This is a genomic window from Pseudoalteromonas sp. 1181_04, from assembly GCF_052850545.1.
The window spans coordinates 82077-103625 of the sequence record NZ_VXCS01000019.1 but is presented as its reverse complement, the minus strand read 5'-3'; the positions used below and the strand labels follow the sequence as shown (position 1 = coordinate 103625).

At 41.3% G+C, this 21549-nt stretch carries 21 protein-coding genes; 5 read left to right on the top strand and 16 right to left on the bottom strand.

What is annotated here, in order from left to right:
* Window positions 1–145: 145 nt before the first annotated feature.
* The 13 genes from lpxA to rpsB form a co-directional block, all read right to left on the bottom strand.
* On the bottom strand, window positions 146–916 hold the full coding sequence (gene lpxA, locus FW757_RS16450; RefSeq protein ID WP_149982988.1) for an acyl-ACP--UDP-N-acetylglucosamine O-acyltransferase: 771 nt from the start codon (window positions 914–916) through the stop codon (window positions 146–148).
* A gap of 2 nt (window positions 917–918) precedes the next feature.
* Window positions 919–1371, bottom strand: a complete 453-nt coding sequence (gene fabZ / locus FW757_RS16445) for a 3-hydroxyacyl-ACP dehydratase FabZ (RefSeq protein WP_145240491.1) — start codon at window positions 1369–1371, stop codon at window positions 919–921.
* A gap of 13 nt (window positions 1372–1384) precedes the next feature.
* Window positions 1385–2422, bottom strand: coding sequence for a UDP-3-O-(3-hydroxymyristoyl)glucosamine N-acyltransferase (gene lpxD, locus FW757_RS16440; RefSeq protein ID WP_182740510.1), 1038 nt, complete (start codon window positions 2420–2422; stop codon window positions 1385–1387).
* A 9-nt stretch (window positions 2423–2431) separates the two neighbouring features.
* Entirely contained in the window at window positions 2432–2950 is a 519-nt protein-coding gene (locus tag FW757_RS16435; protein ID WP_149982990.1) for an OmpH family outer membrane protein, read from the bottom strand.
* An 11-nt stretch (window positions 2951–2961) separates the two neighbouring features.
* The gene (bamA, locus tag FW757_RS16430; RefSeq protein ID WP_182718686.1) at window positions 2962–5433 is read right to left on the bottom strand and encodes an outer membrane protein assembly factor BamA; all 2472 of its coding nucleotides are present in this window, start codon (window positions 5431–5433) and stop codon (window positions 2962–2964) included.
* A gap of 104 nt (window positions 5434–5537) precedes the next feature.
* A complete protein-coding gene (rseP, locus tag FW757_RS16425) occupies window positions 5538–6890 on the bottom strand; it encodes a sigma E protease regulator RseP (RefSeq protein WP_446441446.1) in 1353 nt (450 codons plus the stop codon).
* Between the two features lies 1 nt (window position 6891).
* Window positions 6892–8097, bottom strand: a complete 1206-nt coding sequence (gene ispC / locus FW757_RS16420) for a 1-deoxy-D-xylulose-5-phosphate reductoisomerase (protein WP_446441445.1) — start codon at window positions 8095–8097, stop codon at window positions 6892–6894.
* On the bottom strand, window positions 8094–8960 hold the full coding sequence (locus FW757_RS16415) for a phosphatidate cytidylyltransferase (RefSeq protein WP_145240480.1): 867 nt from the start codon (window positions 8958–8960) through the stop codon (window positions 8094–8096). The genes ispC and FW757_RS16415 overlap by 4 nt, the downstream gene beginning before the upstream one ends.
* A gap of 17 nt (window positions 8961–8977) precedes the next feature.
* Window positions 8978–9757, bottom strand: a complete 780-nt coding sequence (locus tag FW757_RS16410) for an isoprenyl transferase (protein ID WP_149982995.1) — start codon at window positions 9755–9757, stop codon at window positions 8978–8980.
* A 58-nt stretch (window positions 9758–9815) separates the two neighbouring features.
* Window positions 9816–10337, bottom strand: a complete 522-nt coding sequence (gene frr / locus FW757_RS16405; protein WP_215909106.1) for a ribosome recycling factor — start codon at window positions 10335–10337, stop codon at window positions 9816–9818.
* Between the two features lie 50 nt (window positions 10338–10387).
* Window positions 10388–11137 carry a UMP kinase gene (pyrH, locus tag FW757_RS16400; protein WP_145240474.1) on the bottom strand — a complete coding sequence of 250 codons (750 nt, stop codon included), beginning with the start codon at window positions 11135–11137 and terminating at the stop codon, window positions 10388–10390.
* Between the two features lie 159 nt (window positions 11138–11296).
* Window positions 11297–12148, bottom strand: coding sequence for a translation elongation factor Ts (gene tsf, locus FW757_RS16395; protein WP_182718689.1), 852 nt, complete (start codon window positions 12146–12148; stop codon window positions 11297–11299).
* Window positions 12149–12253: 105 nt separating this feature from the next.
* Window positions 12254–12982, bottom strand: coding sequence for a 30S ribosomal protein S2 (rpsB, locus tag FW757_RS16390; RefSeq protein WP_145240470.1), 729 nt, complete (start codon window positions 12980–12982; stop codon window positions 12254–12256).
* A gap of 271 nt (window positions 12983–13253) precedes the next feature.
* Between rpsB and map the strand changes: the two genes are divergently transcribed.
* The 5 genes from map (at window position 13254) to FW757_RS16365 (ending at window position 18800) form a co-directional block, all read left to right on the top strand.
* Complete coding sequence (map, locus tag FW757_RS16385) at window positions 13254–14039, top strand: type I methionyl aminopeptidase (protein ID WP_145240468.1); 786 nt, start codon at window positions 13254–13256, stop codon at window positions 14037–14039.
* A gap of 53 nt (window positions 14040–14092) precedes the next feature.
* Entirely contained in the window at window positions 14093–16711 is a 2619-nt protein-coding gene (gene glnD, locus FW757_RS16380) for a [protein-PII] uridylyltransferase (RefSeq protein WP_446441444.1), read from the top strand.
* A gap of 9 nt (window positions 16712–16720) precedes the next feature.
* Window positions 16721–17548: a 2,3,4,5-tetrahydropyridine-2,6-dicarboxylate N-succinyltransferase gene (gene dapD, locus FW757_RS16375; RefSeq protein WP_145240464.1), complete on the top strand. Its 828-nt coding sequence runs from the start codon at window positions 16721–16723 to the stop codon at window positions 17546–17548.
* Window positions 17549–17788: 240 nt separating this feature from the next.
* Window positions 17789–18250 (top strand): hypothetical protein, encoded by a 462-nt coding sequence (locus tag FW757_RS16370; RefSeq protein WP_446441443.1) that lies wholly within the window; start codon window positions 17789–17791, stop codon window positions 18248–18250.
* Window positions 18251–18326: 76 nt separating this feature from the next.
* Window positions 18327–18800, top strand: coding sequence for a hypothetical protein (locus FW757_RS16365; protein ID WP_259399467.1), 474 nt, complete (start codon window positions 18327–18329; stop codon window positions 18798–18800).
* 545 nt (window positions 18801–19345) lie between these two features.
* On the opposite strand, the gene FW757_RS16360 is transcribed toward FW757_RS16365, so the two are convergent.
* From FW757_RS16360 to FW757_RS16350, 3 genes are all read right to left on the bottom strand, one after another.
* Window positions 19346–20374, bottom strand: coding sequence for a DUF2804 domain-containing protein (locus tag FW757_RS16360; protein WP_446441442.1), 1029 nt, complete (start codon window positions 20372–20374; stop codon window positions 19346–19348).
* 127 nt (window positions 20375–20501) lie between these two features.
* Entirely contained in the window at window positions 20502–21101 is a 600-nt protein-coding gene (locus FW757_RS16355) for a hypothetical protein (RefSeq protein WP_446441441.1), read from the bottom strand.
* 111 nt (window positions 21102–21212) lie between these two features.
* The gene (locus FW757_RS16350; RefSeq protein WP_182718692.1) at window positions 21213–21545 is read right to left on the bottom strand and encodes a Na+/H+ antiporter subunit G; all 333 of its coding nucleotides are present in this window, start codon (window positions 21543–21545) and stop codon (window positions 21213–21215) included.
* Between the last annotated feature and the right edge of the window lie 4 nt (window positions 21546–21549).

Sequence of the window (21549 nt, the reverse complement as noted above, 5' to 3'; positions counted from 1 at the left end):
CGAGCCACTGCTACCTTGGAACATTAAGCAAAGCTAGGTGTCGTTAGCTATACGCTTACAATTAAAGTAAATACAAAACAGTGAATACAAAAAAGCCACCAAGTTAACTTAATAACTGGTGGCTTTTATACACTGCATAAACGAATTAACGAATAATACCGCGTTCAGAATTTTTCACAAAATCAACCATTAACTGTACTGCTGGGTACTTAGCGGCATCATCAGCAAGCGCTGCAATTGCCTCTTCAACACCTAAACTCTTGCGGTATAGTGTTTTATAAGCACGACGTGTTGCCATTACTTCATCGCTTTCAAAGCCACGGCGCTTCATGCCTTCAGTATTAATTGCAACAGGACCTGCTGGCGTACCTATAGTTGTTACAAACGGCGGCACATCTTTGTTCACGCCAGAGTACATACCAACAAAGGCATGTGCCCCCACTTTACAAAACTGATGAATACCTGAATTGCCCGCTAAGATAACCCAGTCACCAATATGTACATGGCCTGCAACAGATGCATTATTAGCAAAAATAACGTTATCGCCAATCACCGCATCATGGGCTACGTGAGTGTAAGCCATAAATAAGTTATTGCTGCCAATCTTAGTCACACCTTGGTCTTGAATTGTACCTCGGTGGATGGTAGCGCATTCACGAATAACATTGTTATCGCCAATGATAAGTGTGGTTGGCTCATTATTATATTTTTTGTCTTGGCAGGCTTCACCTACAGACGCAAATTGAAATATATGATTGCCTGAACCTATTGTTGACGGACCTTTGACCACAACATGAGATTCGATAATGCAATTGTCACCAATAACCACATCGTTGCCAATGTAGCTATACGGGCCAACCGATACATTATTACCTAACTTTGCACCTGGTTCGATTATCGCTGTAGGATGGATCACAATTAAAGCTCTCTTCTCGCACACATGATTTCGGCACTACATACTATTTTGCCATCAACTTTTGCTTCTGCTGCAAACTTCCAAATATTACGACGCTCTTTTAAAAATTGAACGTGTAAATGCATGGTGTCACCAGGCGTTACAGGTTGTTTAAAGCGCGCATTATCTATCGCTGCAAATAAATATAGTTCATTTTCACTGCGATTCTCGACAGTTTTAAACCCCAATAAACCGGTTGCCTGTGCCATGGCTTCTAAAATTAATACACCAGGAAAAATTGGCTGGTTAGGGAAATGGCCGGTAAAAATCGGTTCATTAAAAGTTACGTTCTTAATTGCATGTAATGATTCACCTGGGGTGTAATCAAGTACACGGTCAACTAGTAGCATCGGGTAACGATGCGGAAGTAAGCTTAAAATTTCTTGTATATCAAGGCTATTTAATTCGTTTGCCAAAATAGCATCCTTATTAATTATCAACGTTTAATGACTTAGTCAGAGTCTCTAGCGCTTTAAGGCGAACTTTCATCTCTGGCAAATTACGGAAATGGGCAATGTTTCGGCGCCACTCTTTATTTGAAGAGTGTGGAAGTCCTGAGGAATAAATACCAGGTTTCGTAATCGCTTTAGTCACCATGCTCATACCCGTAAGTATAACACCATCACAGATATCTATGTGACCATTTATGCCGACAAGCCCGGCAATCTGGCAATTTTTACCAATAGTTGTACTACCTGCTATCACGGTACAGCCAGCAATTGCTGTGCCTGAACCAATTTCAACATTATGGGCAATTTGACATTGGTTATCAATAATCACATTGCTGTGAATAATCGTGTCATCAATTGCACCACGGTCAACCGTAGCACCAGCGCCAATTTCAACCTTGTCACCTATAATAACGCGACCAAGCTGAGGAATTTTTATCCATTGGCCTTTATCATTTGCATAACCAAAGCCATCACTGCCGATTACGCTACTTGATTGAAATAAGCAATCACTACCAATTTCTACATCGTGATAAACACTGACATTTGCCCACAGTTTTGTGCCATTGCCAATTTTTGTGTTTTCACCAATAAAGCAATTAGCGCCTATTTGCGCGTTATCACCAATTACCGCTCCGGCTTCAATCACCGCATTAGCTGCAATAGCGGCTGTGCTTGCAACTGTAGCATCAGGATGGACCACCGCACTTGGGTGAATACCTGGTGACGCTGAGCGTGGCGTTGTATCGAGTAACTGGGCTAATTTCGCGTAGCAAACATAGGGGTTAACCACTATGAGCTTATTACCTTGATAATACTCTGCGTCTGCGGCAGATAGGATCACTGCCCCCGCCTTAGTATCACTAAGTTGTGAGCGATATTTCTTATTCGCTAAAAATGCAATATGCCCAGACTGGGCATTTGCAAGTGTAGCAATTTTTGAGATTTCCCAAGCGCCATCACCGTCAAGCGTGGCGCCTAGAAGTTCCGCAATCTGCGAAAGCGTATAATTATGCATATATCAGTTCTATTGCTTACTTACTTTATCAACAACTTTACTTGATAAATCAACGACCGTTTTAGGGTTAAAGTAGATAGTAGTATCTTTAACTTTAACTTCATCGTACTTACCATCTTTAGCAATATCTTCGATTGCTTTGATAATAATACCTTGAACTTTAGCTAGTTCTTGGTTTTGACGAGTTTTAATTTCTTGCTCTAAAGGACGACCTTTTTCAGCAAGATTTTTTTGCATGCCTTCCACTTTTTCACGCAACGCATCTTTTTGCGCTTGGCTCATTGTAGTGCTTTCACGCTTGAATTTTTCTGCTTCAAAGCGGATATCGCCCTGTAGCTTTTCAAGTTCTTGACGACGCTCAGCAAATTCAGCTTGCAGTGTTTGCTCAACTTTTGCCATTTGTGGGATTTGCTTATAGATTTCTTGCATATCTACAATACCAACTTTATGTGCAAAAGCACTTGCAGAAGTACCCATCATAAGTGTTGCTAAAATGGCAATTGCCGATGATTTAAATGATTTTTTCACAAAAAACTCCTTTAGAATGTATTACTAATGTTAAAGCTGATGGTCTTCGTATCGTCATCTTCTTCTTGTTGCAATGGATACGCAAAACTAATCAACATTGGACCCATAGGTGAGATCCACTGTAATGATAAACCGGTTGATACCCTAAAGCGCAGCGGATCTGAATAATCCTCAAGCTTAGCGCGTTCATTCGGCCCTAAATTTTTATAACGGTCAACGTTAAATTCAGTATCCCATACGTTTGCAGCATCAACAAAGAAACTAGTACGTACAGAACTGGTATTATCTTCATCCAAAAATGGGGTTGGCACAATTAACTCCATGCCTGCAACCGCTTTGGCATTACCACCAATACGTCCTCCCGGTGTTAACACATCAAACTCTGGCGAGCCGCCTATATTGCCAGTTAGACTACCATCTGCCAATGAATTGCCTGGAATTACTTGTGGTGTACGCGATATTGCACGCGGCAAAATAGTATTACGGTCAAAACCACGTAATTCCATTTCGGTTATACGGAAATATTCTTGGAATGGTAATGTTTGATCGTAACCATTGGTTGTGCCATAACCGTTACCATAGCCAAATGCAGCACGCGTTGAGAATACCCAACGGTGGTTATTAGTAAGTGGCCAATAAAAACGCGAGTCGTAATTTACCTTAAAGTAAGTTAAATCAGAGTTTGGCGTAGTACCGGTTAAGTTTAATGTTTGACGCGAACCTGCCGTTGGGAATAAACCACGGTTTACTGTCACACGAGACCAACCAACGCTGAGTTCGTACTTAGTAAAATCAAATCCTTTATCCGGGTTATTCACGTCTAGGAAGGTCTCACGCATAACAAGCGTTTGCTCATATTCAGCAATCTCAGATAACTCTTCTTGGATCCAACGTACACCAAAGTTGATACGGTTTACCGCATCAATTGGGAAGCCTATATTTGTACCAATGCCGTAGCTTTTTGATTTGTAATCGATGAGGCTAAACTTACTTGCATCGTAATTACTGTAGAAAATACTACTGCCTTGCGACACACCATCTGGGGTGAAGTAAGGGTCGGTATACGATAAACTAACACGTTCTGAACCACGCGAAGTATTGATGTTAAAGCCAATCTGGTTACCCGTACCTAAGAAGTTAGATTCAGTCACACCGATATTAAATTGCAGACCTAAGTAAGAACCATAAGCAAGACCTGCGTTAAAGCTACCAGCTGATTGCTCTTTAACGGTAAAATCGACATCAACTTGGTCATCTATACCAGGGACTGGCACAACATTAAAATCAACACTTTCCATGTAAGGAAGACGTTGAATTTGTAGCTTTGAACGCTCAAGGTTCTGATTCGATAACCATGCGCCTTCCAGCTGGGTCATTTCACGACGTAATACTTCATCTGCGGTATTTTGGTTACCACCAACAATAATACGACGCACATAAACACGCTGACCAGGATTAACTGAGAGTGTTAACTGAACTTCTTTGGTTTCGTCATCAATTTCAGGAATGGTGCGAACTTCCGCATTCGCATAACCGAAACGCGCTAAATAACTTTTGATAAATTCTTCAGATGAGGTAACCACTGAGCCATTATAAAGTTCACCGGCACGCAGTGGAATAACACTTTTGATCAGTTCTTCACGGCCAAGTAGATCACCAATGAAGTCAAAGCCTTTCACTTTGTATTTAACGCCTTCGGTGATGTTAGCTGTTACATACACAGATTCACGTTCAGGACTTACTGATACTTGTGTTGAGTCAATATTAAAACGTAAGTAACCACGGTCTAAATAATAACTACGAATTTTCTCGAGATCGCCTTCAATGGTTTGTTTCTGGTAGCGATCGCTGCCCATAAACTGCCACCAAGGTAAATCTTGTTGTGACTCAGCAAGTGCTAACAAGTCTTCATCACTAAACAATTCGTTACCAACTAAGTTGATCTGACGGATAGATGCGGCATCACCTTCATCAAACTTAAGTTTTAGCTTAACGCGGTTACGCGGTAACTTAGTGATACTGACATCAATTTTAGCGTTGTATTTACCAATACTGTGGAAAAACTCTATTAAGCCTTTCTCGATGTTATCAACCACAGTTTTATCCAGTGGTTCACCTTGGCGAATATCTTGCTGATCAAGCGACTGATTAAGCTGCTCGTCTTTAATGTCTTTATTACCTTCAAACTCAATAACACTAATTGTTGGGCGCTCTGTTACTCTAAAAATAACATTATTGCCATCACGTAGTGCCTTGATATTGTCGAAGTGACCTGAGTTATACAAAGACTTAATCGTTTTTGAAATTGTATAGTCATCAACACTATCACCCACGTTAATAGGAATATGTGTTAATGCTGCTCCCAACGCTACGCGCTGCAAACCTTCAACTTTTAAATCGTCAACAATAAAGGAGTTTTGGCCTAGGGCTGCAAAGCTAGCACCTAATAAACTTGTTACTGCCAAATGTTTTTTTATAGCCATTTTATTATCTTTATCCTTTACAACGGTATTACCGCTCAACACCTTAAAATTATACTTTAGCGGTGTTTTACAATCGTGTTTTAATTCGAGACTGTCGCAATTGCTTACAATCGCGATACATCATTGAACAAAGCGAAACATGTAAGAAAAATGAGTAGCAAGCCACCCACTTTAAAACCAAATTCTTGTGTCTTTTCAGAGACCGGCTTTTTACGAAAAAGTTCAATTATGTAATACATTAAGTGCCCACCATCAAGCACTGGTAAGGGCAATAAATTAAATACGCCCAAGTTTACACTTATCAATGCTAAGAAGCCTAAAAACGCCACTAAGCCATAGCTTACGCTAGTTCCCGCCCCTACAGCAATACCAACTGGACCACTTAAATTCTTCACTGATACTTGACCAGTAATTAAGTTACCAATCATATCAAAACTTAGGCTGATCAAGCGCCATGTTTCAGTTACGCCCAGCACCATACTATCGAGTGGGCCATAATGTCTAGTTTCAATGTAACCATCTGGCCATTTTTCAACCACCGGTGCTACACCTAAAAAGCCTTGTAGCAAGCCATCACTATTACGTTGTCCTTTCGGGGTAACATTTAGCAGTTCTATACTATCTTGTCTTTTTACACTAAATTGTAATGATTTGTTAGCGGATTGCTGAATAACATTAACTAACTGCGTCCAACTGGTTATTGTTTCACCATTTACGGCGATAATTTCATCGCCTGCTTGTAAATTAGCGTCTGCTGCAGCAGAGTTTGGCGAAATTGTAGCAACGGTTAAAGTAGCCTGCGGACGAAACGGCACAATACCTAATGAAGCTAATGGTGGCACATCTTGTTGATCAAGTTTCCAACCATCAATATCAAGCATTTTAACCTGTTCTTGAAATTGCTCGTCACGCACGGTAACAGCAACACTTTTATCACCTAGGCTGGCCATTAATGCAAACGTAGCATCTTGCCAAGTCGCAATATTAGCATCGCCAATTTTTACAATTTGTTGACTAGGCATAATACCGGCCTGCTCAGCGCGGCTACCCTCATTTACTGAGCCTACCACCGGCTTCACCGATTGAACCCCAACCATGTACATCGCAGCTAAAGCAAAGATAGCAAATATAAAGTTAGCCAGCGGCCCTGCCGCTACAATCGCGATACGCGCTTGTACTGACTTGGCATTAAATGATAAGTGGCGTTGGTCAGCGGGCACCTCATCAACACGTTCATCAAGCATTTTCACGTAGCCGCCTAAAGGAATTGCTGCAATAACATATTCAGTGTCGTGTTTATCGTGCCATTTTATTAGCGGTTTACCAAAGCCAATAGAAAACCTTAACACCTTCACACCCGCTTTGCGGGCAACCCAAAAATGGCCATATTCATGCACTGTTACTAAAATTCCCAGCGCTAGAATAAAAGAACCTAAATTCCACAGAAAATCGAACATATTAGCGTACTACCTTTGCAATGAGTTGCGTCGCTTGAAGTCGAGCTAAACGGTCACATTCAAGAATTTCATCGAGCGTGTGTACGTTTACATCAACCGTTGTGTCTAATGTTTGTGCATTAATGCGGTATATATCAGTAAAGCCTATCTGCCCTTGTAAAAATGCCTGCACAGCAATTTCATTGGCAGCATTAACTGTCGTTGTAGCACCTTGTCCAGCATTACACGCAGCAATAGCTAATTGTAAATTGGGATAGCGGACAAAATCTGGTTTCGTAAAAGTAAAATCAGCAAGCTGTGAAAAATCCAGTGGTGTTACTCCAGCATCAATACGCTGTGGGTATGCTAAAGCATGAGCAATCGGTGTACGCATATCTGGATTCCCCATTTGCGCTAGCACCGAGCCATCTTGGTATTGCACCATTGAATGAATAATACTTTGCGGGTGAATGACTACTTCAATATCGTTTGCCTGGCAGTTAAATAGCCATTTAGCCTCAATAAACTCAAGGCCTTTATTCATCATAGTGGCTGAATCAACAGATATCTTTTGTCCCATCGACCAATTTGGATGCGCCACGGCTTGTGCCACAGTAACGTCTTTTAAAGAGGCAATATCACACGTTAAAAAAGGCCCACCAGAACCGGTAAGTAAAATTTTACTTACCCCATGCTCATTTAACTGTGCATTAGTTTTAGAGCCTTGCAGTGCACTTGGCAGGCACTGGAATATGGCATTATGTTCACTGTCAATCGGTAGTAAAGTGGCTTTATGTTGTTTTACTTTATCAATAAACAACTGACCTGACATGACTAAAGATTCTTTATTCGCCAGTAATACTTTTTTACCTGCTTCTACCGCACTGAGTGTAGGTATGAGCCCTGCTGCACCAACAATCGCCGACATTACCGCGTCAACGTCTGGGTGAGCGGCCAGTTCACTCATGGCGGCAATGCCACTGCGGATCACTGTTTTGCAACCACTGCCCGATAAGTGTTGGCTTAACTTAGCTGCAGCGCTGTCATCTGCCATCACTGCAAAGCGTGGTTGATGAGCAATACACAATTGCGCCATCAATTCACTATTATTACCTGCCGCAAGTGCAAATACAGCAAACTGTTCTTGATTACGCGCAACAACATCTAAGGTACTTAAACCAATGGAACCTGTCGCGCCGAGAATGACGAGTTGTTGTCTACAACTCATAAACTAAGTGTCCATGCATAGCACAACACAAAAATGGGGGCTGCAGCAGTTAGGCTGTCAAGGCGATCTAAAATCCCCCCATGGCCAGGCAAACATGAGCCACTATCTTTAAGACCAGCTTCGCGTTTAAACATACTTTCGAGTAAGTCGCCAATAGCTGAGAATAACGCGATGAATACAGTCATAATCGCGTAAATTGGCCAAACAGACATATCTACATTGGTAAAATGACAAAACGCTAAAACAAAAATTACCGCAGCAACTAAGCCACCAGCTAAACCTTCAATGGTTTTATTAGGGCTCACTTTTGGCATTAACTTATGCTTGCCAAAGTTTTTACCCGTAAAGTATGCACCAATGTCAGCACTCCATACGATCCCCAGTACCACTAAAATAAGCATCGAACCAAAGTGCGTTGATTGCTCATAGTTAGCACTGCGCAGTGTATTAAGCGCAAGCCACAGCGGTACTAAGGTGAGAATACCGGCAATAGCGCGCATAACCACTCCTTCGTTCCATGCTTTCGCCATTGCTGGGTAGCGCCACACTAGGTAGGTGGCTACAATCCACCACGAAAATGACAGTGTGAATATATAATTTGCGTCTCCTACGAGCTGGCCGTCGACCCACAGTCCATCAATTGGCCAATGCCAATTGAGCAGTACCAGTAACAAGCCAATAAACGTCACAAACGAAAAACGTTTAACTTTATCGCATAACCCCATAAATGCCGACCATTCCCACGCGCCTAATAAAACAATCGCGCCAGCGATGTAACTAAACAATGTAAGAGGTGTATAAAAAACCAACACCAGTGCCAAAGGCGCTAGCACTAAAGAGGTTAAAATTCGTTGTTTTAGCAAAGTGTTACCCTTTTTAATTAGGTTTCAGCGAGTAATTGTTTTATTTGTTCGCCAGTACAACCAAACCGTCGCTCTCTGGCAACGTAACAAGCGATAGCATCAGCAAAAGCTGCTTCATTGAAGTCAGGCCAAAGCGTATCGGTAAAGTAAAGTTCAGCATAAGCAGCTTGCCATAATAAAAAGTTGCTTATGCGTAAATCGCCACCAGTACGGATCAACAAGTCAGGTTCAGCCTGATCTTGCATACTCATATGGGCGGCTAAATCGTGCTCTGTAATATCATCAGGGTTTAACGTCCCTGCAGCAATCAGCTTACCTAATTGCTTTGCAGCATTTGTTATATCCCATCGACCACCATAATTTGCCGCTACATTCAGTTGCAAACCTGTATTATTAGCCGTTAATTCATGTGCTGCATCAACCTTGCTGCGCAAAGTATCTGAAAAACGAGATAAGTCACCAATAATGGTTAACTTAACATTATTTTTGTGTAGCTTTTTAACTTCCTTACTCAGCACAAACAAAAACAGCTCCATCAAGGTACTGACTTCATCTTCGGGGCGATGCCAGTTTTCACTACTAAAAGCGAATAGAGTCAATGACTCTATTCCTAATTTAGTACAAAACTGCACAGACTGACGAACCGCATCCACGCCTTTTTTATGACCGTACACACGTGGCCTATTCTTGGCTTGTGCCCAACGACCATTGCCATCCATGATTATAGCGACATGCTTGGGTAAACATTGCTGGGAAATTTTATCAGCGTTAAGAACCATAAATATCGAGTATTCCATAAAAAAACGCCGCCTAGTATACCCCAGACGGCGTTTCAAAACTAATAAATTTACTAGCTTAGATTTCCATCAACTCGGCTTCTTTCGCCGCTAATTGAGTGTCCATCTCTTTAATGAATTTGTCCGTAAGCTTTTGAATTGCATCATCAGATTGACGCGCTTCATCTTCAGAAATATCTTTATCTTTCAATAAGTTTTTAACGTCACCGTTAGCATCACGACGAATATTACGGATTGCAACACGGCCGCTTTCAACTTCACCACGAACGATTTTAATTAAGTTTTTACGACGTTCCTCAGTTAGCGGAGGAAGTGGTACACGGATCACAGAACCTGCTGACATTGGGTTTAAACCTAAGTCAGATGCCATGATTGCTTTCTCTACCGCTTGTGCAAGCGATTTATCAAATACACTTAACGCAAGTGTACGTGAATCTTCAATTGTTACATTGGCAACTTGGTTCAATGGCGTTGGTGCGCCGTAGTATGGCACCATAATGCCATCTAATATTGCCGGATGAGCACGGCCAGTACGGATTTTAGATAGTTGACTGCTAAGTGCCGTTACACTTTTCTGCATACGTTCTGCAGCATCTTTTTGAATATCGTTTATCACGGTTCAATCCTAATCTAGTTAATAACTTCATCTGAGGCTTGTGAAGAGATAAGAGTGCCTTCTTCTTCGCCCATAATTACACGCTTTAAAGCGCCTGATTTATTCATATTAAATACGCTCAACGGCATCTTGTGATCACGCGCAAGAGTGAATGCCGCAAGATCCATTACTTTTAATTCTTTTTCAATGATTTCATTGTAGCTCAAGTGACGGTAAAGTGTCGCCTCTGGATTTTTTACCGGATCATCACTGTAAACACCATCAACCTTGGTGGCTTTAATCACGGTATCGGCTTCAATTTCAATACCACGTAAACACGCGGCCGAATCCGTTGTAAAGAATGGGTTACCAGTACCGGCTGCAAAAATAACTACACGGCCCGTTTTTAATAAGCTAATTGCCTCAGCCCAGTTGTATGCATCACACACACCGTTAAGTGGGATAGCTGACATTAAACGACAATTTACAAATGCACGGTGCAACGCATCACGCATTGCAAGGCCATTCATGACAGTTGCTAGCATCCCCATATGATCGCCAACTACGCGATTCATACCTGCTTCAGCAAGTGAGCCGCCACGTAAAAAGTTACCGCCACCGATAACTAAACCCACTTCTACGTCGAGTTCTACAAGCTCTTTGATTTCTTGCGCCATACGGTCTAATACTTTTGGGTCGATGCCGAAGCCTTCGTCTCCCATCAGTGCTTCACCGCTTAATTTGAGAAGAACGCGTCTAAAAATAGGTTTACGATTGATTGTCATAGTATTTGGGCCAACTTTATAAAAAAAGGATAAAAAATAACCGCGCTTATGATTTTCACATAAAGAGCGCGGTTATTTTAAAGAATTTTCAGCGATGACGCAAAAGCAAATAACAGAATAATTTCATCTAACTCACTTTTTCGTCAAAGGAAATCGATTTTATTGACCTTTAGCAGCAGCAATCTGTGCAGCAACTTCAGCAGCAAAATCTTCAGTTTTCTTCTCGATACCTTCACCAACTTCTACACGTACGAAGCCAGTAACTGTTGCGTTTTTCTCTTTAAGAATTTCGCCAACAGATTTTTTAGGTTCCATGATGAAAGCTTGACCAGTAAGAGAAACCTCACCAGTGAATTTTTTCATGCGACCAACAACCATCTTCTCAGCGATTTCAGCAGGCTTGCCTTCGTTCATCGCGATTTCGATTTGTACTTGCTTTTCTTTTTCAACAACGTCAGCAGGTACATCTTCAGGTGTTAGGTACTCTGGGTTTGAAGCAGCAACGTGCATTGCGATGTGCTTAAGTGTTTCTTCATCAGCAACACCTGCAACAACAACACCAATACGCTCACCGTGACGGTACTCAACTAGCGTTTCGCCAGCGATGTACTGTAGACGACGTACATTGATGTTTTCACCAATTTTAGTAACTAGTTCAACACGATCTTCTTCGAACTTAGCTTGTAAGTCTTCGATAGAAATCGTTTCTGCAATAGCAGCATCAGCAACTTTATTAGCAAATGCTAAGAAACTTACGTCTTTTGCTACGAAGTCAGTTTGACAGTTAACTTCAACTAGTACTGCAACACCTGCGTTTTGCTTGATGATGATAGTACCTTCAGCAGCAATGTTACCTGCTTTTTTAGCAGCTTTTGCAGCGCCACTTTTACGCATATTTTCAATCGCTAACTCGATGTCGCCATCAGTTTCAGTTAACGCTTTTTTACAATCCATCATGCCAGCGCCGGTACGCTCGCGTAATTCTTTAACTAGGGCAGTAGTTACAGCCATTAGTAAATCCTCAAATCTGAATTCAGGTTTAGATAAGCGGGTTACCCGCTCTACAAGAATAGCAAGTCTTCATCTAAAATTAGATGAAGACTTGATGACAGCTAATTACTCAGCTTCTACGAAGTCGTCTTTCTCAGCTTGAGCAACGATATTGCTCTCACGGCCTTCAGTAATTGCTGCTGCAACTGCGCCTGTGTAAAGGTTGATTGCACGGATAGCATCATCATTACCAGGTACGATGAAATCAACACCGTCTGGGTTAGAGTTAGTATCAACGATCGCAACAACTGGAATACCTAGGTTGTTAGCTTCACGGATAGCGATGTGCTCGTGGTCTGCATCGATAACGAAAAGTGCGTCAGGAAGACCACCCATGTTTTTGATACCGCCAAGGCTCTTTTCAAGCTTTTCCATTTCGCGGTTAAGCATTAACGTTTCTTTCTTAGTTAACTTCTCGAAAGTACCGTCTTGGCTTTGGATCTCAAGGTCTTTAAGACGCTTGATTGATTGACGAACTGTTTTCCAGTTAGTCAACATACCACCTAACCAACGGTGATTTACGTAATACTGATCACTAGCGATAGCGGCTTCTTTAACCGACTCGCTTGCTGCGCGCTTAGTACCAACGAAAAGAACTTTACCTTTGTTTGACGCAGCACCAGTTAAAAACTTAAGTGCGTTGTTGAACATTGGAACAGTTTGCTCAAGGTTGATGATATGAACACGGTTACGTGCGCCGAAGATGAAAGGCTTCATCTTAGGATTCCAGTAACGTGCTTGGTGACCGAAGTGAACACCAGCTTGAAGCATGTCGCGCATTGAAACGTTTGCCATTTTGTATTTCCTCTGTTTAGTTTAGGGTTAGGCCTCCACATACCCCATAGCACCAACACCGCAGTTAAATGAAACTGAAATGCACCCAAGTGTATGTGACGATACGTGTGTGTGTTAAAATAAAATTGTGTTTGCCTTAAATACAAAAAATCATTTAAGAATTTATTTGTAAAAAGACGGCGCGCTTTATACCATATTAAAAACAAATATTCAACGTCGCGTGCAAAATTTGTGCGACGATAAATGTGTAAAACTCGACAATGGAGCCTCCATGAGTGCTGTGATCAAGACCCCTGAAGAAATAGAGAAAATGCGTGTAGCCGGGCGCTTAGCGGCAGATGTCCTGGAAATGATAGAGTCACATGTAGTTCCCGGTGTAACCACTGATGAACTAAATACAATTTGTCATAATTATATTGTCGATGTGCAAAAGGCAATTCCTGCCCCACTAAATTACCATGGTTTTCCTAAATCAATTTGCACCTCAGTAAACCATGTAATTTGCCATGGTATTCCTAACGACAAAGCATTAAAAGATGGCGACAGTGTCAATATCGATATCACGGTTATCAAAGATGGCTACCACGGCGACACATCAAAAATGTTTCATGTTGGCACGCCAAACATCCAAGGCAAGCGTCTTGCTGAAGTAACGCAAGAAAGCCTTTATTTAGCAATAAAAATGGTTAAACCAGGCGTGCGTTTAGGTGATATCGGCGAAGCGATTCAAAAATATGCAGAGAGCTTTAACTACTCAATTGTTCGTGAATATTGCGGCCATGGTATTGGTGCAGAGTTTCATGAAGAACCACAAATAATGCATTATGGCCGCGCTGGTACTGGCGAAGCCCTAAAAGCAGGTATGTGTTTGACTATTGAGCCAATGGTTAACGCTGGTAAACGCCAGTGTAAACTATTAAAAGATGACTGGACTGTGGTTACTAAAGACCGTAGCTTGTCTGCGCAGTGGGAACACACCTTATTAGTAACTGAAAATGGTGTTGAAATTTTAACGCTTCGATCAGATGATACGATTGACCGGATCATTGAACATTAAATACTGACTCACCCGACTTAGGGTGAAATTAGTATGCTAAGGAGCCAGCCCACGTGGCATTACCCAATAAAGTTAAAAAATTGCTCAGCGATGCTGAGCAATTAACCGATTATCGCGATTGTTCTAATTATTTTTATAAATGGTTACAAAACGAGTTTTCAAAACAGCCAGTCGGTAATTTGATTAATGCCCGGGCTGAGTTTATCGACCGCTTACTGATTAAACTGTTTCATGTTTATGATTTAGCCCATGAGCCAGATTTAGCCTTGATCGCCGTTGGCGGTTACGGTCGCGGTGAGCTGCATCCCTATTCAGATATCGATTTTTTACTGCTAGTTACTGAGCAACCTAGTGATGCCGTGTGTGAAAAAATCGGCCAATTTGTGACCATACTCTGGGATCTTAATTTAGAAATTGGCCACAGTGTGCGTACCATTGAGCAAGCGATTGAGCAAAAACGTGCCGACGTAACTTTTGCCACTAGCTTGCTTGAAAGTCGACTACTGTTCGGTAATCACATTGAATATGAAAAACTCAAAGAGCATATTCTTGATACGCCTGTATGGCACTCTGACGAATTCTTTTTAGCAAAAGTACATGAGCAACAACTGCGTCATAAAAAATGTCACGGTACAGCATACAACCTCGAACCAAATATCAAAGAAAATCCCGGAGGCCTGCGAGATCTGCAAACCATCATTTGGGTTGCTAAAAAACATTTCAGAGCCGAAACCTTACAAGAGCTTATTAGCCACGGCTATCTCACTCATGAAGAATACCAAGAGCTCCTAGAGTGTTTAGAAAATCTCTGGAATATCCGTTTTGCGCTGCATTTAGCGGCTGGACGCTCTGAGAACCGGTTGTTATTTGATCATCAACCACTGGCCGCTGATTTACTTGGCTTTGGTAGCGATGGTAAAGCTTCAGTTGAGCGGATGATGAAGCGATTATTTAGGATCATGAGCCGGGTCCGTGAGCTAAATCAAATGTTGTTATCATATTTTGAACAAAGCATTTTACCGGAAAGTAACGAACAAGCAGTGGTTGAACTCGATCGTAATTTCGAACGTGTTGGCCATCAAATTAGGGTAAAAAATCCGTCCGTGTTCTTTCGCCGTGATCAACTATTTGTATTGTTCGAACACATTGCCGATAACCCTGAAATTACCCATATTTACCCAAGTACTATCCGTACCATTCGCCAAGTGCGCCGTCGCCTGTTAGGAGATTTGCAAGATTATGCCGCCTGTCGTGAAGCCTTTTTACGGCTAATTAAACACCCTAACGGCATGGGTCGTGCATTTACTTTAATGCACAAGCACGGCATGCTTGCCGCTTATTTACCCCAGTGGCGAAACATTTTTGGGCAGATGCAATTTGACTTATTTCACGCTTATACTGTGGATGAACATACTCACAAGTTGATCAATAACATTTATCAATATTTTGATAAAGCAAACGTCAGTGAGTTTCCTATTTGTTGTGAAATAGTCACCCGCATGGACAAGCCCGAGCTACTGTATTTAGCGGGTATCTTCCATGACATTGCCAAAGGCCGTGGCGGCGATCACTCAGAACTCGGTGCTGTTGATGCCATTGCTTTTGCCAAATTACACCGTTTTTCAACTTCCGATGGCAAATTGATTGCTTGGCTAGTTAGTAACCATTTACTTATGTCTGTAACTGCACAGCGTAAAGATATTAATGACCCAGATGTGATCAAAGACTTTGCTACTAGAGTTAAAACCGAACGACAACTTGATTATCTATACTGCTTAACCGTCGCAGATATTCGCGCCACTAACGACAACTTGTGGAATGATTGGAAAAACACCTTGTTGCGTGAGCTTTACCTGCATACTCAAAGGGCGTTACGGTTAGGCCTTGAAAATCCTATGGATCAGCGCGACCAAATTCGCGATAAAAAGCATCAAGCCAAACAACGGTTAATCAACAATGGCTATGATGAAAATCAGATTGATTTAATTTGGAGCCGTTTTAAAGCAAATTACTTTACGGCCTTTAGTGAACAACAACTATCATGGCACACCGAACATTTACTAAACTGCGTTGATTTAAGCCAACCCAGTGTTGCGGTATCAAATACAGCCATGCACGGCGGTACACAGATTTTTGTTTATAGCCCCTACTCCGGCGGTTTATTTGCCCGTTTAGTAAGTGTGATCGGCTCTAAAAAAGCGCAAATTCAACATGCTCAAGTGCTCACCACTCGCGACGGCTATGTGCTGTTTAGCTTTGTCGTACTTGAAGTCAGTGGCGACCCGATTGCCAGCGCTCAAGCGCAGTCAATCAAACGCGGCCTTGATCAAGCGCTTGCTGATCCGAAAAAGAAAATTCGCTTTAAAAAGAACCGCTCACAACGCTTTAAAGATTTTAATATTAAACCAAAAATTATCCTGCGCCCTCACCCGCGTAAAGACCGCAGCTTAATCGAAATTCAAGCGGTAGATATTCCTGGCTTATTAACCAAAATTGCCGAAGTGTTTCAAGCCCATTTATTACATATACACGCCGCGCGGATCACCACCGTAGGTGAACGTGCAGAAGATTTCTTCGTGGTATCGAATAACGAATACCAAGCTCTTACCGACGAAGAACAAGCAAAAATTCATCAAGCATTGCGTAAAAAACTCAACGCAGAAACCGAATAAGAGGATCTTATGTCAGATTTAAAAACCACCATTGAAAACGCCTGGGATAACCGTGATAGCATCAGCCCGAGCACAGTACCTAGTGATGTAAAACAAGCCATAATCGATGTACTTGAGCTACTTGATAGTGGTGCCGCACGCGTTGCTGAAAAAATCAGTGGTGAGTGGGTTGTCCATCAATGGCTAAAAAAAGCCGTGTTACTGTCGTTTCGTATTCGTGACAATCAACCAATGAACGACGGCGTAAACCAGTTTTATGACAAAGTACCACTTAAATTTAGCGACTATACACCGGAGCAATTTCAGCAAGGTGGCATGCGCGTTGTACCAAACGCTGTTGCCCGTAAAGGCAGCTTTGTCGGTAAAAATGTAGTATTGATGCCATCATATGTAAACATTGGTGCTTACGTTGATGATGGCACTATGGTTGATACATGGGCCACTGTAGGCTCGTGTGCACAAATTGGTAAGAACGTACACTTGTCAGGAGGTGTTGGCATAGGTGGCGTTTTAGAGCCATTACAAGCCAATCCTACTATCATTGAAGATAACTGTTTTATTGGTGCACGCTCTGAAATTGTAGAAGGCGTGATCGTTGAAGAAGGCGCTGTTATTTCAATGGGTGTTTACATCAGCCAAAGTACTCGCATTTACGACCGCGAAACTGGCGAGATCCACTACGGCCGCGTACCAGCAGGTGCTGTGGTTGTTCCAGGCGCACTGCCATCAAAAGACGGTACTCACAGCTTGTACGCTGCAATTATCGTGAAAAAAGTAGATCAGCAAACCCGCGAAAAAGTAGGGATTAATGCATTATTGAGATCGATAGACGAATAATAGAGAGCTGAAAAGTTCTAACCGATAAGCTGATTGACATTAACAATAAATAAATGAAAGCCCTAAATCTATATAGATCTAGGGCTTTTTCTATCTGTGTTATTTTCTCTTTTATGATAAATATCACCTTTAAATACAACATACTTGATAGCTAAGAAGTTATTCTGGTTTATTAGCTTTGATTTGTATGACTGCGGCAACTATAATTATCAATCACATCATTAAGTAATTGAGATCAAGTTGTTACGGCTTTTCGTTATATATTGGTTCCTGTTACTTGGTTTTCAGCAAGCTTTTGCTACTGAACTAAGCACTTTTGAAAATAAGTTAAACGAAGCTGAAGACTACCTTGTTGTCAACCCAGCGCAATCTATTATTATTCTTGAAAATCTTGACGATATCGATAAAGTTTCACCTGAGTTATTTATTCGTTGGCATCTTATTAACGCCCGAGCAGCCGTTCCGACCAGCCAATTTGACCGCCTTCATCAGTCTGTAGATGCGATATTTAGTCAGCAGCAAGCCCCTTATTTCAAAAAGAGAATAACGTCTATTATGAGTGCGTTAGGTATTTGGCTACGCTATGCAGAGTATTTAGACGATGCCCAACTAAGTTTTCAATGTGGTTATAAATACGCTGAAAATGATCGTCAACGCTTGACGCTTACCAACAGTATGGCACTGGTCGCTATGGCAAAATAACAATGACGAAGCGCGTAACCTATATGCCGAAAGCTATAATTTCACGGTGCGTTTAAACCTCCCTAACGTTGTCGCCATGATAGAAAGTAACTTGGGCTATTTGGCACTTGATGAGAATAAAATCCCAGAAGCTGAACATTATTTTCGTAGTGCCTTAAGCCGTTATCAAATTATTGACAAGCGAGCGGGACAAATTTCTGCAGGATTAAATCTGTTAATGGTATTTTTGATCCAAGATCAAACAATAAACTTTGAAAGATTATACGGACCCACATCCACTTTAACCCATGCCTTTCCCAATGAGGCTAAACAAGCTTTATTACTGTGGCTGGAAATGCGTTTTAAAAAACTTAAAGGAAATTATGTTAGCCGAAAGGACAAAGCAAAATTGCAAATAGCTTACGAGCAATTAGAAAGCGATCAAATGAAAACCTTTGTACACCGTTACTTTGCTAAAAAGCTCGAAGTCCCTATCGCACCACCAAAGAAAATCCCCCCTAAAAAGTTTACTCGTTCTTGGTTTGAGTTAGTTAAAAAATGTCAGTGGTAATTGTTGGTGGCACTTTACAACATTTCCCTTTTTTCTTATTACCAACTGGGTAGATTTAATTTCGCAGCGCTGGGGTTCACGCCTGAGCAATTTGGTTATAGTGAGATTTTTTTGGGACTTGGCTCACTGCTGGGGAGTTACCTTAACAACGGCTTGCTGGCGAAGCATGTGTCGCAGCATTTGCTGTTGCAAGCTGCCGCGACTTTACTCACGTTGGGTGCTGTCGGTGTTTACCTAATACAAGATTCGATTTGGTTTATCACGCAGTGTATTAAGCACTATAGTCGTTGATCAAATCGATTGAATTTAGTGGCGCGGCAACGAGCTGATCTTGGGATAGATGTTAAGTTCATTTTTAAACGATAGTCAGGTTATACCAATCGTGTAAAGTTACTGACCATTTATAACTACAGATAAATGCAGTGATAACAAGGCATAAATTTTGACATGCAGTTGTTCTACTTGAAAAAATTATAACGCAGTTAGCGCTTTATTTAGCTCGCTAGAATGGTTAAATATTTAAATCGATTGGTATTAAGTACTCTTTACCACTTCGCATAGTGGTCTTCGGTAAATCCCCATTCGCCGTTAAGTGTGATAACTTCGTCTGCAAGAGTTATTTCACCATAGTAACGGCCGAAGTGTTGAGTGAAGTTAGTCGCGATAATAATTAAGTTGGTTTTATCTTGGCGTTTACCTGCGGGTTCGAAGTATAAATTGATGATACCGTCGTTTGAACGCAGCCGCCATTTACTCGTTGCTTTAGCATTACCATAGCGCTCAAATTGAAAATCGACCATATCAATTTTATAAAGCGTGCCATCGAGCCACAAGGCGTTTTCGGTAAAACCTGTTTCAATAACCCCCGCACTTAAATTTAAACCTAAGCGGCGGCCATCAGCTAATGTGCAGGCTAAACTCCCCCAGTTCCAAAAGGTTTCGCGACGCATGAAACCCGCGCTCCAATCAACACTTGCCAGTACTTTAAGCTCTTCAAATACATATTTGTTACCACGCCACTGAAGTGTTCCAGTACAGGGTAATGCGGCAGTTTTTTGGGTAAAATGAAAGCCTGTAAAACCGGCACGAACACACACCGCAAGCGGGTTATAATTTATCGATTCATCAATACAGGCACTAATTTTCAGCCCGGACTTTAAATTTACCTCTACCGAGCGTATTTGCGGCTTAGCGGTTGTATTAATAGTTACGCTGTTACGCCCTTTTCGAAAAGTCGCTTGCCCGGTGTTTGGTGTGCTATCAATACACGTATTTAAAGCCAGTAAGCTGATAAAACTGACTTCATCGAATTCTGTCGTTTGTGGGTCGTATACATATACAAAACAGTGACTCGCAATTTTTAAATCAACAATCGCTAAACCAATAATTAACTGCTCACAACTCAAACTAATAAATTGAAATTGATTAAAGCTTAACTTTTTAAAAAGCGTACTTCTGGATTTACCCATAGTACTACGCAGGTCAAAATCCAAGTAATTGATGTCATCTACTCCATCTGGAAAAATACCAAAGTCGACTTGTCCATCTTGGTCGATCAACTCTTTTTTAGCCATATAAAAAGCTTCCTTTAGTATCTAAAATACAATCATTCGCTTATTAACCTCGTACAGTAAACCTACAAACGCAAATAATATAAATTTATCATGCTGATATTAAATTTAGCTCAGAGCAACTTAAAGCTTACCGTTTAAAACTTAACACATTACAGCCAAATCCACTGATATCTATTGGTTTAATTTGTTCGCCTTTACCACTGTGATCGTCATGCTTGATGATTAAGGTATTCGCTTTTTCACTAAATGTGAACGACCCTAACCAATCGAGGGTGGCTATCGGTGTTAAAGTATAAAAGCCATTTTTATCAGTGCATTGATAAGAAAAATAATGCGTTGCTTTGCCAAACGCGCCAACATCCGAGGTATACACACTAATATTCCCCTGTTGCCGGTAGTCGTCGGCTTGAGTGCCAAGCACTAGATACAATGCACTAATGATTGCTAGGACAATAAATTGGATCCCTGCCAATATAAAAAAGCTGATATCAAATAATTTAGCATACCAAACTCGGGGCTCATCATGATGGTGATGATCGTGGCTTGCTAACAAAAAGCCACCGATAGTCACCAATATTAATTTAATCGGCATCATATAAGCACTGAATAAATACATGCTTTTTGCATTATGCCATTGCAGCCCAAAAGCCGTTGGTATAAATAAACTATCTAGCAACGGCAATAATATCAGCAAGCACGCGATAATAAGTTTTTTATGTTTTAGCATTTATAAGTGATGGAAGTTGATGATAGGTTTGAGTGTACAAATAAAAACCGTTAATAAAAAGCCCGTTAAAGTAACTTAACGGGCTGATATTAATCTTCAATCTTCAAAAAATTAATCGTCTTCGATGTTATCCAAACCTTTGGTGCCGTCTTTAGCTTTTAGTTTATGGTGGATTGCTGATTTTATTAGCATGTAACCGCTGATCGGTGCGGTGATCAATAAGAAAATTGAGATCAATAATTCTTTGACACTAACGCCATCTTGCGTGTTGCTAAAAAATATCATCGCGGCGATTAGCATTCCAGCCATGCCAAGGGTTGTAGCTTTTGTAGGACCATGCAGACGCATAAAAAAGTCCGGCATTTTGATAAGGCCTATCGAGCCTATTAATATAAATGCACCACCGATTAATAATAATATAGAAACTATCCATTCACTGATCATGTTA

Bases quoted from the DNA above. Each gene is read 5' to 3' on its own strand.
- ispC (WP_446441445.1), bottom strand. From the start codon at position 8,097: ATGAGTTGTAGACAACAACTCGTCATTCTCGGCGCGACAGGTTCCATT.
- frr (WP_215909106.1), bottom strand. From the start codon at position 10,337: ATGCAGAAAAGTGTAACGGCACTTAGCAGTCAACTATCTAAAATCCGT.
- lpxD (WP_182740510.1), bottom strand. From the start codon at position 2,422: ATGCATAATTATACGCTTTCGCAGATTGCGGAACTTCTAGGCGCCACG.
- bamA (WP_182718686.1), bottom strand. From the start codon at position 5,433: ATGGCTATAAAAAAACATTTGGCAGTAACAAGTTTATTAGGTGCTAGC.
- FW757_RS16350 (WP_182718692.1), bottom strand. From the start codon at position 21,545: ATGATCAGTGAATGGATAGTTTCTATATTATTATTAATCGGTGGTGCA.
- map (WP_145240468.1), top strand. From the start codon at position 13,254: ATGAGTGCTGTGATCAAGACCCCTGAAGAAATAGAGAAAATGCGTGTA.
- FW757_RS16355 (WP_446441441.1), bottom strand. From the start codon at position 21,101: ATGCTAAAACATAAAAAACTTATTATCGCGTGCTTGCTGATATTATTG.
- FW757_RS16365 (WP_259399467.1), top strand. From the start codon at position 18,327: ATGATAGAAAGTAACTTGGGCTATTTGGCACTTGATGAGAATAAAATC.
- FW757_RS16360 (WP_446441442.1), bottom strand. From the start codon at position 20,374: ATGGCTAAAAAAGAGTTGATCGACCAAGATGGACAAGTCGACTTTGGT.
- rseP (WP_446441446.1), bottom strand. From the start codon at position 6,890: ATGTTCGATTTTCTGTGGAATTTAGGTTCTTTTATTCTAGCGCTGGGA.
- dapD (WP_145240464.1), top strand. From the start codon at position 16,721: ATGTCAGATTTAAAAACCACCATTGAAAACGCCTGGGATAACCGTGAT.
- tsf (WP_182718689.1), bottom strand. From the start codon at position 12,148: ATGGCTGTAACTACTGCCCTAGTTAAAGAATTACGCGAGCGTACCGGC.
- FW757_RS16410 (WP_149982995.1), bottom strand. From the start codon at position 9,757: ATGGAATACTCGATATTTATGGTTCTTAACGCTGATAAAATTTCCCAG.
- pyrH (WP_145240474.1), bottom strand. From the start codon at position 11,137: ATGACAATCAATCGTAAACCTATTTTTAGACGCGTTCTTCTCAAATTA.
- rpsB (WP_145240470.1), bottom strand. From the start codon at position 12,982: ATGGCAAACGTTTCAATGCGCGACATGCTTCAAGCTGGTGTTCACTTC.